Genomic DNA, 11,883 nt, shown 5'->3' with positions numbered 1-11,883 from the left:
ATGTCCGTCGAAACCACCCTCGCCGAACGCGATACCACCGATTTCATCCGCGTCCGGGAAGCCTCGGTCCCGGCGCTGCTGCGGCACACCTGGATTCAGACCCAGCGCCTGCTGCTGCGCTGGGCACGCGATCCGATCACGCTGCTGGAGACGCTGATCGTCCCGTGCCTGCTGCTGCTCATGCTCAATATCGTTGTCGGCAGCCAGATTCAGAAGTTCTCCGGGCACAGCGCGCTGTACGGGTCCACCCCGATGGTGACACTGGTCGGGGCGCTGTCGGGCACCGTGGCCAGCGGCGTCATGCTCGGGCGCGAACGCGATGCCGGATTGCTCGCGCGGTTCTGGGTGCTGCCGGTGCATCGCGGGTCCGGGCTGGCGGCGCGGATTCTGGCCGAGGGCTGCCGCATCTTCTGCGGGACCATCATCATCATCGCGTTCGGCATGCTGCTGGGCTTTCGCTTCCACGAGGGTCCGCTGGCCGCGTTCGCGTTCCTGTGGCTGCCGGTGCTGTTCGGGCTGGCCTTCGCCACCATGGTCACCGCGATCGCGGTGTTCACCGCCAAGTCCACCCTGGTCGAGGGCGTGGCGCTGCTGTCCTCGCTGCTGATGTTCTTCAGCACCGGCTTCGTCCCGCTGGGCGCGTACCCCAATTGGATTCAGCCGGTGGTGCGCAATCAGCCGATGTCCGTCGCGGTGGACTCCATGCGCGCGCTGGCCGAGGGCGGCGCACTGGCCCGGCCGCTCCTGCTCACGGTGCTCTGGTCGGTCGGCATGATCATCGTCTTCGCCGTCCCCGCCGCCTACGGTTATCGCCGGGCAAGCCGCCGCTGAGCGGCGAAATGTCCTGATCCAGACCCCTTTCCGGAAATACCCGCGACCCGGCGCGCCGACCGGCAGCCGGAGCGGGCCCGGCGCACTATGCTGGCCGCCGTGCTCGAACCCCAATCACCCATCGCGCCCCACCCGGATATCGCACACCTCGCGCCACTGCTCGGCACCTGGCGCGGCCGCGGACAGGGTGAGTACCCGACGATCGAGACCTTCGATTATCTGGAGGAAGTGCACTTCGGCCATGTCGGCCGGCCCTTCCTCACCTATCGCCAGCGCACCCGCGCCGCCGACGGCAGCCGCCCGATGCACAGCGAGACCGGATACCTGCGCGCGCTGCCGGATGATCGGGTCGAGCTGATCCTGGCGCATCCGACCGGTATCACCGAGATCTGCGAGGGCAGCCTGGTCGCCGATGACGAGGGCCTGCGCATCGAACTCGATTCGACGACCATCGGGCGCAGCTCCAGCGCCAAATCCGTGACGGCACTGGGCCGTAGCATCACCCTGGCCGGTGACACCCTCAGCTACACGCTGCGCATGGCGGCGGTGGAGCAACCGCTGCAGCATCACCTCGCGGCGGACTTGCACCGGGAGAATTAACGGATTTCTTTCACGTCCAACACCACGGTGACCTGGCGCACTTTGTTTCGACAAGTGTGCGGGATCACTCTTACGGGTTGCGTCCTATATGTCCGCCGGATTACCGTTTCTTTCGGTGGCAAACAGTCAGCCAACCCTCATGAGCACCGGCTATCCGAAACTGACCGTTCGGGTGGCCACACTCATCCCCTAAACAAGGGAGTTGGACATGAAACGTTCGGCACTCCTGCTACTCACCACCGCGGGCATGATCCTCGCCGGAGCCGCGGTCACGGAACTTCTCGGCGACGCCTCCACCGCCGGACCCCCCACCGGGCAGACGCTCGCCGCACAGCGCTATGTCACCGATACCGCCCTGGGGGAGATTCAGCCATCCGCCTGCGTGCACATCACGCGCACGCCGGCCGATCGCTGAGTCCGCCACACCGGCCGCTCGAATACCCCGGAGGCAGCGCTCAATACCCCGCGGGCAGGGCCGTGAGCATATCCCTGGTCACCGCCACCGCATTGTCGGAACTGCCACCGCGCACCACCAGCGTCGCGAACGCCATATCGCCGCGATAACCGATGAACCAGGCGTGTGAACCACCCTCCACCTCGGCCTCACCGGTTTTGCCGTAGACCTCGCCCTGATCGGCGATGCGCTCGGCGGTGCCACCGAGCACCACCTTGCGCATCATCAATCGCAAACCATTGATCACCTCGGGCGTCAGTGCCGGGCGATCGCCCTTGATCTCGGTCGGATGATTCGAAATCAGATACGGCACCGGCGCCGCACCGTTCGCGACCGTGGCCGCCACCATGGCCAGGCCGAACGGACTCACCAGCACCTTGCCCTGACCGATACCGTCCTCGGCGCGCTGCACCAGATCATCGTCCTGCGGCACCGAACCCGACACCGTGGGCAGACCCACCACGGTGTAGTCCGGGCCGATGCCCAGCGCGGCCGCCGCCGTGCGCAGATCCTCCCCGCCCAACTCCGAGGCGATCCGCGCGAACGCGGTATTGCAGGAGCGCTCATAGGCGGTGGCCATCGGCACATCGCCGACGCTGAAGAGGTTGTAGTTGGGAATCGTGCGGTCCCCCACCACAATCTGACTCGGGCACGGCACCACCGTGTCCGGGGTGGCATTGCCCGCGGTCATGGCGGCGGCCGCGGTGACCGTCTTGAAGGTCGAGCCCGGCGGATACAGACCCGAGGCGGCGACCGGACCGTCGGCATCGGCGGCCTCGTTCTGCGCGATGGCCAGAATCGCGCCCGTGGAGGGTTGCAGCACCACCATCATGGCCTGGTCCTCGCGCAGGTCCACCGCCCGCTGCGCGGCATTCTGGATATTGCGATCCACGCTCAGCGAGAACGACGGCGAGGTCTGCGGCTCCACCTCCTTGAGCACATCGGTGTCACCGCCATTGGCGTTGACGGTCACCACATTCCAGCCCGCCTTACCGTCCACCTCGTCGATGACGGTCTTGCGGATCTGGGTGAGCAGATCGGGGGCGAAGGTGCGATCGGTGGGCACCAGATCCCACTGCCGGCCGAAGCTGACACCGGACAGACCGACCAGATCATTGCTCACCTGCTGGTACTCCCATTCCGAGAGCACCTCGACGGTGTAGCCGCCGTCGGCCTTGCGGGCGGCGGCGAGAATGCCCTCCGGGGTGAGGCGTTCGTCGAACTGCCGCAGGGCATTCGCCAGCGCGGCGCTCACCGCGACCGGGTTCGAGGACGCGCCGCGATTGAACACCACGCGATAGACAGCGCCCGGCACCAGCACATCACTGCCGGAGCGCTCGTTCACCCTGGCCCGGGGCGCGGGGATGGAGCGCAATTGCAAAGTTTGCGTATTGCCCAGCTGCGGATGGATATTCGCCGAGGTCCAGCGCACCGACCACTTGCCCTCACTGCGGCCCATCTGCAATTGGCCGCTGTAGGACCAGACCCGATCCTTGGGCAGCCGCCACTCGTAGCTGTAGTCGACGGTGGCGGTGTCACCGGTGACGCGGGTATCGCCGGTATGCGCGACGAGCTGTTCGGCCTGTAGCTGATCCCACGCCGAATTCAGTGCGGGAGCGGCCTTTTCGGGCTGACTGGTGAGGTCGGCGGCCGTGGCGACCTCATGCTCGGCGAAGGCTTGCAGGAAGGCGTCGGCGGTTTGCACCGGTCCCTGCGGACCCGACGAGCAACCCACCGCGGCAACCGAGATCGCGGCGGCGATCAGCATGGTGAAGACCCGTGTGGACATCGGCACAGATAGTAGAGCCAACTATTGGCAAACACGCTCGACACACTGGGGCCGAACAGTTTTCACTGAAACATCACAACATCACAGGGGCCGGTTCAGTCGAGCAGCACTGTCGCGAATGTCGCGATCTGCCGGAAGCCGACCTTCGCGTAGGCCCGGCGCGCGACCTCGTTGTAGCAGTTCACGTACAGACTCGCGGTACGACCGGACGCCACAACGACATTCGCGACCGCGGCCGTACCCGAGGTGCCGACACCGATTCCGCGATGTTCGGGATGCACCCAGACACCCTGGATCTGACCGGTGCGCCGCGACAGCGCGCCCACCTCGGCCTTGAACACGACCTCACCGTCCTCGAAACGCGCCCAGGCCCGGCCGGATTCGATCAGGCCCGCCACCCGGCGGCGATAGCTGCGGCCACCGTCCCCGGCGCGCGGATCGACGCCGATCTCCTCGGTGAACATGGCCACCGCGGCGACCAGATAGCGGTCCAGCTCCTCCGGACGCACCCGTCGCACCCGGAGATCGGGCGCGACGGTCGCGGTCTTGTCCAGAGCCAGCAGCGGTTGATCGGCGCGCAATTCCCGCGCCGGACCCCAGTGCTCGCTGAGCTGCTCCCACAGCGGCAGCGCCAATTCGCGGCGGCCCACCACCGACGAGCACGCGCGCGGACCGCGCACCGCCCGCTCGGCGAAGGCCCGTAGATCGGCCCGGCCGCCGCGCAGCGGCACCAGATTCGCACCCGAGAAGCACAGCGAGGTACCCGGCCCGCCGCGACTCCACAGTTCGCCGTACGCGCCGCGGGAGTCGAGCCCGTACTCCTGGAGCCGGGCCGCCACCATGCAACTCGCCACCGGATCGGCGTCGAGGACGCGTAAAACCTGTGTCAGATCGCGGTTCGCGAGCTGTTGGGCTCCGGAGTTCTTGCTCCGGCGAGTCGGCTCCAGCACACTCCGCACGTTCACAGCCTGCCAGAACTTCTCAAAACGTGCCGCACTATCGCCGTTGGCCGCGCGTCGACCTGGGGTTTATCCGGCGCTGACGACGGGAGAACCGGTTCCGGCGGCCTCACCCATCTCCTCGGCGATGCGCATGGCCTCCTCGATCAGGGTCTCGACGATGAGGTGTTCGGGCACGGTCTTGATGACCTCGCCCTTGACGAAGATCTGACCGCGACCATTACCGGAGGCCACACCCAGATCGGCCTCGCGGGCCTCACCCGGACCGTTCACGACACAGCCCATAACGGCCACGCGCAGCGGCACTTCCATACCCTCGAGGCCCGCGCTGACGGCGTTGGCCAGGGTGTAGACATCGACCTGGGCACGACCGCAGGACGGGCAGGAGACGATCTCCAACTTGCGCGGGCGCAGGTTCAGCGATTGCAGAATCTGATCGCCGACCTTGATCTCCTCGGCCGGCGGGGCGGACAGCGAGACGCGAATGGTGTCGCCGATGCCTTCCGATAGCAGCGCGCCGAACGCCACCGCGGACTTGATGGTGCCCTGGAAGGCCGGACCGGCCTCGGTGACACCCAGGTGCAGCGGGTAATCGGACTGCGCGGCCAGCTGGCGGTACGCCTCCACCATCACGACCGGGTCATTGTGCTTGACCGAGATCTTGATATTGCCGAAGCCGTGATCCTCGAACAGGCTGGCCTCCCACAGCGCCGACTCCACGAGGGCCTCGGGGGTGGCCTTGCCGTACTTCTCCAGCATGCGCTTATCCAGCGAACCGGCGTTGACGCCGATGCGAATCGGGATGCCCGCGGCGGCGGCGGCCTTGGCGACCTCGCCGACGCGGCCGTCGAACTCCTTGATATTGCCCGGATTCACCCGCACCGCAGCACATCCCGCGTCGATGGCGGCGAAGATGTACTTGGGCTGGAAGTGGATATCGGCGATGACGGGAAGCTTCGACTTCTTGGCAATGATCGCGAGCGCGTCCGCATCCTCCTGACGCGGGCACGCGACGCGCACGATGTCACAGCCGGACGCGGTGAGTTCCGCGATCTGCTGCAGGGTGGCGTTCACGTCGTGGGTTTTGGTGGTGGTCATGGACTGCACGGAAATCGGGAATTCGCTACCGACGCCGACCTTGCCCACCATCAACTGACGGGTCTTGCGCCGGGGCGCGAGGACTGCCGCGGGTGCGGCGGGCATCCCCAATGCGATGGCACTGCTCACGATCAGTTGCCTACTTTCGTCTTGTGCTCACCCGTTCCGGTCCCGAGCTTACCGAGGCACGGATACCGGTCGCCCTGTGACGGCGGCGACAAGGGTACCTGCGCCCGGGCAGCGGCTCGGATTCGGGCCGGGGCCTACAGGTTGTATTCGTTGCAGAGGGCGAGAAGGTATACGTTTCGAAAAGTGAAGGTAGCGAACATCGATCCCTGGCCGCGTTCAGCCGAAGACGCGATGGCGCTGCAAGATCGACTGCGCGACCGGATCATCGCGAGCAACCCCGCAGCGCCGGACTTTCGCACGATCGCGGGACTGGATTCAGCCTACGACGATGACGGCAATGTGGTCGCGGCCATAGTCGTGCTGGACGCGGAAACGTTGGAGACCGTGGCGACCGCGACCGCGCGGGGAACCACCGATTTTCCGTATGTTCCGGGCCTGCTGGCCTTCCGCGAATTGCCCACCACGCTGGAGGCGTTCGAAAACCTCGGCGTCACACCGGATCTCATTATCTGCGACAGTCAGGGGCTGGCGCATCCGCGACGGTTCGGGTTCGCCTGCCATATCGGGCTGCTCGCCGGGATACCGACGCTCGGGGTGGCCAAGAACGCCTGGGGCGAGTACGGGACGCCCGGGGCCGAACGCGGGTCGTGGACCGATATCCGCATCGACGGCGAGGTGGTGGGGCGGGCGCTGCGCACTCGCAGCAACGTCAAACCGGTATTCGTGTCGGTGGGGCATCTCATCGATATCGACACCGCCTGCGCACAGGTGCTTTCACTCACACCCGAATTCCGGCAGCCCGAAACCACCCGGCGCGCGGACCGGCTGTGCCGTCAGCTGCTCGGTGAGCTGACGGCCTGAACCGGGCTAGATGCGCGCGCCCTTCTGCTGATTGCATTTGCGGCACAGGATCTGCAGGTTCTCCACGCTTGTCGCCCCGCCCTGACTCCACGGGATGATGTGGTCGAACTCCAGGTACCGGTTGTCACCGCACTGCTGGCATCTGCCGCCGTCGCGCTGCCAGACCCGGGCCTTGACATCCTGCGGGACCGCGCGCGAATCGCGCTGGCCCGGAGCCAGCACCAGGCGTTTGGCGACCCTCAACGCGCCCTCGAGCACCGCGGCCACGTACTCGGCGTCGGGGACACGATAGGTACCGCCGCCGCGCGCGGTGGTGGCCTGGATGACCACGGTGTCGTACTCGTGGCGAACGGCGACCATCTTGGCCCAGGACAATTCCACGCCCGCGCCGTCGCCGACGAAACGGAACTTCTTACTGCTGCCGATCAGACGGCCCGACGCCTGCTTGGGGCCGCTGGCCAGATAGCGGATCTGCGTGGCGTTCACATCGAGGTAGAGCAACTCGTCGGCCTCCAGGTGCAGGTCCGGGCGCTCGACGCGCGGCAGATCACCCACCTTGACCTGGGTCAGCGCGCGCCCGCGCAGCATGCGCTGCCGCAGGCCCTCGATATGCTGCGCGGCCATGCCCAGATCGGTGTACTTCTGCAATGTGGTGATGGTGCGCTCGAAATCCTCGAGTTCGCTCTGATCGATCTCACCGTCCGCGAAGGCGAAGGCCACCACGCGCTCGAGATGGGCGATGGCCAAGGGGCGCAAGGCTTCCCGCCCGGTGTTCTCGCTGATCAGGTGGAAGCGGAGCATCCCCCACGCCTCCTCCCAGGCCGGGCCGCTCGGACCGCCGGTCGCGAGCACCTGCCACACCTGGCCGCGCCACGACTCGAGCAGACCGCTCACCTCGGCCTCGCACCAGCGGCACGCGGCCGGGCCGCCCGCACCGAAGCGCGGCACATGCCGGGGCCGACCGCAGCGGGGGCAGGTGGCCGGATCGTCGACCGGGAAGGCCGGGCGATAGTCCTCGGTCCACACCGAACCGCTCCACCACCGCAGGCGCGCCGAATCGCCTGGGACGGAATACCACCCGGCGGGCATATCGGGCGCGGGAATCGGCACCGGCGGGGCGGCAGGCGGGGCGAAGGAAGCGGCGGCGGGCGCGGGCGTGTACCCGGAGACCGGGGCCGATGGCGGGGCCACCGGCGGCGGGGCGCTCGCCTGGACCGGCGGGGCCGTCTCCTCGTCGTCGACTTCGACGCCGAATTCCTCTGCGAGGCCGCGCAATCCGCTGCTCCAGCCCTGGCCGACGGCGCGGAATTTCCAGTCGCCGTTGCGGCGGTAGAACTCGCCGAGCACCATGGCGGTGACCGCGTCGGAGCCGTGCAGGGGGTAGCTGAGCAGGACGCCGGTGGTATCGCGGACGGTGAGGGTCAGGGCGTCGATATCCCGGAATGAGCCCTGCTCAACGGATCCCGCGATGACGACCTTGTGCACCGCCGGTTCGATGGCGGTGAGGGTCAGGCGCATGGTGGCGGTACCCGAAGCGGATTCCTCCAGTACCACGGCTCCGGACGGATGCCGGGGCGCGTTGAAGAAGACGAAATCGTCGTTGCCCCGGATCTTTCCGCTCTCATCCAGCAGCAGGGCCTGCGGATCCACCTCGCGGCCCGAACCCCACCGCAGTACCAGCGATACCGCGGCCGAATTCACCGGCGCGTTCGCTCCACGCGTCAACTCCACGACGCAAACACCGTTCTCTCACGCAGACAATGTCGAGACATCCACTGCGCCAGGTACTTCGGTGAACGCTATCCCCACCCCGAGCTCAACGGCTGCCCCACGGCAACCTTACCGATAACGGCCGACAATGCCGTTCGGCCGCTATGCGATTGGCACGGACCGTCAGGGGAAGAGCTTGACCGGGTTGACGATATCGGCGACCAGGGTCAGCACCATGTACGCGCCGCCGATCACCACCACCACGTAGGTGGCGGGTAGCAGTTTGAGGTAATCCACCGGCGGCCCGTCAGGCAGGCCCTTGCGGCCGCGCAGCACATTGCGGATCTTCTCGTAGATGACGACCGCCATATGACCGCCGTCCAGGGGCAGCAGCGGCAGCAGGTTGAAGGCGCCGAGGAAGAAGTTCAGGCTCGCCAGGGTGAGCACGAACAGCGACCACAGACCGTGTTCGGCGGTCTCGCCACCGATCTTGCTCGCGCCGTAGACCGAGACCGGGGTCTCCGGATCGCGTTCGCCGCCGGTGACCGCATGCCACAGATCGACCACCTTGGCGGGCATCTGCGCCAGCGATTGCACTGTGCGCAGCCCGATTTCACCGGTGAACGCGGCCGAGGCCGGAATGGCGGCGAGGAAGTCGTACTTCACCGGGAGGTAGATGTCATGGCCGACACCGACCTTGCCGACGGTCTTGGGCGCACCATCCTTCACCGGGTAGATCACCGCCTGCTCGGGGGTGACCGGAACGCTGATGGTCTTGCCGTCGCGTTCGACGGTGTAGTTGAAAGGCCCCGTCTGCTTCTGGGTCTGGGCGCTGAAGTCCTCCCAGGTCTTGATCTTGGTGCCATTGACCGCGGTCACGATGTCACCGCGTTGCAGGCCCGCGCGCTGCGCCGGGCCCTCACCGGTGCAGGGCAGATACTTCTGATCCGGACCCTGGCTCTGCACGCAGTTCATCGCGCCCAGCTGGGTGGCGGGCGGCTGATCGAACCGCGGCAGTCCCCACACCACCGCGAGCAGCATGATGAGCAGGAAGCCGAGCAGGAAGTTCATCGCGATGCCGCCGGACATGACGACCAGGCGCTTCCAGGTCTTCTGCCGGTACATGGCCCGATCCAGATCCTCGGGCTCGAGCTCATCGAGGGCGGTCATTCCGGCGATATCGCAGAAACCGCCCAGCGGCAACGCCTTCAGGCCGTATTCGGTCTCACCCCGGGTGGTGGACCAGATCTTCGGGCCGAAGCCGACGAAGTAGCGGCGCACCTTCATACCGGTCGCCTGCGCGGCCCACATGTGGCCGCATTCGTGCAGCGCGACCGACACGGTGATACCGAGTGCGAACAGTGCGAAGCCGATCGCGTAGACCATGCGGTACCGAACCCTCCTGCAGTCAGCCGCGCACGATCGTGCGCGCGGTTTCTCGCGCCCACGCATCGGCCGCGAGCACCTCGTCCAAGGTACTGGGTTCGGCGGTCCAGCGGTCGGCGGACTCCACGACCCGCGCGACCGTGCGCACGATCTCGGGGAATCGAATGAGCCCGTCGAGGAAGGCCTGCACGGCGATTTCATTGGCGGCGTTGTAGACCGCGGTCACGCAGCCGCCCGCGGTTCCGGCCTGCCGGGCCAGGTCGATGGCGGGGAAGACCTCGCTGTCGACCGGTTCGAAAGTCCAGGTCGACGCGGTGGTCCAATCGCAGGCCGCGGCCGCGCCGGGCACCCGATCCGGCCAGCCCAGGGCCAGCGCGATGGGCAGTTTCATATCCGGCGGGCTGGCCTGGGCCAGGGTGGAACCGTCGCAGAAGGTGACCATGGAGTGCACGATCGACTGCGGGTGCACGGTGACCTCGATGCGGTCGTAGGGCACGCCGAACAGCAGATGGGTTTCGATCAACTCCAGGCCCTTGTTGACCAGCGAGGCCGAATTCAGGGTGTTCATCGGACCCATGGACCAGGTCGGATGGGTTTTCGCCTCGGCCGGATTCACCGATTCCAGCATCTCGGCGGTCCAGCCGCGGAACGGGCCGCCCGAGGCGGTCAGCACCAGCTTGTCGACCTCGTCGGCGCGGCCGCCGCGCAGGCATTGCGCCAGCGCCGAATGTTCGGAATCGACGGGGACGATCTGGCCGGGCTTGGCGGCGCGGGTCACCAGTGAACCGCCCGCGACCAGTGATTCCTTATTGGCCAGTGCGAGCCGCCGACCCGAATGCAGGGTCTCCAGGGTGGGCTCCAAACCGAGCGAACCGACCAGTGCGTTCAGCACCACATCGGCGTCGGTGCGCCGCACCAATTCGGTCGCGGCATCCGGACCGGCCAGTGCCACACCGAGTTTCGCCGCCGCCGCCGCATCGGCCACCGCCACGTTGGTGGTACCGGTGGCGGCGATCTGCTGCGCCAGCAATTCGGTATTGCCACCGCGCGCGGCCAATCCGACCACTTCGAACCGGTCGGGATTGGCGGCGATCACCTCCAGCGCCTGGGTACCGATCGAACCCGTGCTGCCCAGCAGCAGAACCTTCACAACGTCGGACACCCGCTTATTCTCTCCTGCCGCGTAATCGCCTGTCGCCTGCCCCATCCGGTGACATGCCGTATCCACCGCCACCCTGCTGGCTACGACACTGGGTCGTATGTCACGATATGAGCCAGCATTCGATTCGAGCCTATAAGGAGCGAAAGTGGCCGCAACGGAACTGGAATCCGTCCACAGCGCCGATGTCGTCACCAAGGTCGACACCGCCGAGGTTCCGTCCGCCGCATGGGGATGGAGCGGCGAATCGCGTCGTACCTTCCGCACCGCGGGCTGGGTCGTCGTCGTCATCCTGCTCGGCATGCTCTTCGAGGGCCCGCAGGGCGCGTCCTCGGGCAGCGGCCACACCGGATACATCTTCCTGATCGCCTTCGCGGTGTTGCTGGCTGTCGTCCTGATTCGCGATTCGCTGCTGCAACGCAAGCCTCGCTAGCGTCTCACCTGCGCTAATACACAGCCTCGCAAAGATTTTCGCGGGGCTGTGATCTTTTCCTCCTGAACATCAGGCAAACTCGAGTTGGCAAACCCGCCACCGAAGTTTCCGGGAGTGAACTGTATGCGCAAGATTCTGCCCTCCACCCTGCTGGCCGTGTCGGCCGTCGGCGCCCTGCTGGTGCTGCCCGCCGGCACCGCCTCCGCCCAGTCCCCCGCCTGCGCGCAGGTGGCCGATGTGCTGGGTAGCGTGACGGCCCTCGGACCGGATCACGACCTGGAGGTCCGTGTCGCCGATCAGCTGCTGGCCATCCCGGCCGACGGCCAGGAGCGCACCGCCATCACCGAGTACGCCGATGCGCTCAAGAACGGTGATGCCGCCTCCGTCGGCACCGCCACCATTCTGCTGAATGGTGTGTGCGCCAAGTCCTGATAACCGGACATCCGCAGCGGCTTCGGGCCGGATCGCTTGATG

General features: G+C 66.8%; 12 protein-coding genes. 6 read left to right on the top strand and 6 right to left on the bottom strand.

Annotated features, from left to right (window positions below; translation table 11 throughout):
* The 3 genes from ACFC4D_RS29715 (at position 1) to ACFC4D_RS29705 (ending at position 1,846) form a co-directional block, all read left to right on the top strand.
* Positions 1-831, top strand: a complete 831-nt coding sequence (locus ACFC4D_RS29715) for an ABC transporter permease (protein WP_364630730.1) — start codon at positions 1-3, stop codon at positions 829-831.
* 87 nt (positions 832-918) lie between these two features.
* Positions 919-1,431 carry a peroxynitrite isomerase gene (locus tag ACFC4D_RS29710; RefSeq protein WP_375954607.1) on the top strand — a complete coding sequence of 171 codons (513 nt, stop codon included), beginning with the start codon at positions 919-921 and terminating at the stop codon, positions 1,429-1,431.
* A 208-nt stretch (positions 1,432-1,639) separates the two neighbouring features.
* Entirely contained in the window at positions 1,640-1,846 is a 207-nt protein-coding gene (locus tag ACFC4D_RS29705; protein ID WP_375954608.1) for a hypothetical protein, read from the top strand.
* Between the two features lie 40 nt (positions 1,847-1,886).
* Here the strand turns inward: ACFC4D_RS29705 and ACFC4D_RS29700 are convergent, their stop codons facing one another.
* From ACFC4D_RS29700 to ispG, 3 genes are all read right to left on the bottom strand, one after another.
* Positions 1,887-3,674 (bottom strand): penicillin-binding transpeptidase domain-containing protein, encoded by a 1,788-nt coding sequence (locus tag ACFC4D_RS29700; protein WP_375954609.1) that lies wholly within the window; start codon positions 3,672-3,674, stop codon positions 1,887-1,889.
* A 95-nt stretch (positions 3,675-3,769) separates the two neighbouring features.
* Complete coding sequence (locus tag ACFC4D_RS29695) at positions 3,770-4,633, bottom strand: GNAT family N-acetyltransferase (protein ID WP_364630720.1); 864 nt, start codon at positions 4,631-4,633, stop codon at positions 3,770-3,772.
* A 69-nt stretch (positions 4,634-4,702) separates the two neighbouring features.
* Positions 4,703-5,836, bottom strand: coding sequence for a flavodoxin-dependent (E)-4-hydroxy-3-methylbut-2-enyl-diphosphate synthase (gene ispG / locus ACFC4D_RS29690; protein WP_375956024.1), 1,134 nt, complete (start codon positions 5,834-5,836; stop codon positions 4,703-4,705).
* A 207-nt stretch (positions 5,837-6,043) separates the two neighbouring features.
* Here ispG and ACFC4D_RS29685 point away from each other — a divergent pair, with 207 nt between their 5' ends.
* Positions 6,044-6,721 (top strand): endonuclease V, encoded by a 678-nt coding sequence (locus ACFC4D_RS29685; RefSeq protein WP_375954611.1) that lies wholly within the window; start codon positions 6,044-6,046, stop codon positions 6,719-6,721.
* A 6-nt stretch (positions 6,722-6,727) separates the two neighbouring features.
* Here the strand turns inward: ACFC4D_RS29685 and ACFC4D_RS29680 are convergent, their stop codons facing one another.
* The 3 genes from ACFC4D_RS29680 to dxr all read right to left on the bottom strand — a co-directional run bounded on the left by ACFC4D_RS29680 (position 6,728) and on the right by dxr (position 11,024).
* A complete protein-coding gene (locus ACFC4D_RS29680; protein WP_376068261.1) occupies positions 6,728-8,452 on the bottom strand; it encodes a TerD family protein in 1,725 nt (574 codons plus the stop codon).
* Between the two features lie 162 nt (positions 8,453-8,614).
* Positions 8,615-9,817 carry an RIP metalloprotease gene (locus ACFC4D_RS29675; RefSeq protein WP_376068259.1) on the bottom strand — a complete coding sequence of 401 codons (1,203 nt, stop codon included), beginning with the start codon at positions 9,815-9,817 and terminating at the stop codon, positions 8,615-8,617.
* 22 nt (positions 9,818-9,839) lie between these two features.
* Entirely contained in the window at positions 9,840-11,024 is a 1,185-nt protein-coding gene (gene dxr / locus ACFC4D_RS29670; protein WP_376068257.1) for a 1-deoxy-D-xylulose-5-phosphate reductoisomerase, read from the bottom strand.
* Positions 11,025-11,124: 100 nt separating this feature from the next.
* Here dxr and ACFC4D_RS29665 point away from each other — a divergent pair, with 100 nt between their 5' ends.
* Positions 11,125-11,409, top strand: a complete 285-nt coding sequence (locus ACFC4D_RS29665; protein ID WP_375954618.1) for a DUF2631 domain-containing protein — start codon at positions 11,125-11,127, stop codon at positions 11,407-11,409.
* Positions 11,410-11,532: 123 nt separating this feature from the next.
* On the top strand, positions 11,533-11,841 hold the full coding sequence (locus ACFC4D_RS29660; RefSeq protein ID WP_375954620.1) for a hypothetical protein: 309 nt from the start codon (positions 11,533-11,535) through the stop codon (positions 11,839-11,841).
* Positions 11,842-11,883 lie beyond the last annotated feature (42 nt).

Source organism: Nocardia sp. NPDC056000 (assembly GCF_042269265.1).
GTDB lineage: Bacteria > Actinomycetota > Actinomycetes > Mycobacteriales > Mycobacteriaceae > Nocardia.
The sequence above is the reverse complement of the archived record's forward strand: the minus strand, read 5'-3'. Positions and strand labels throughout refer to the sequence as shown.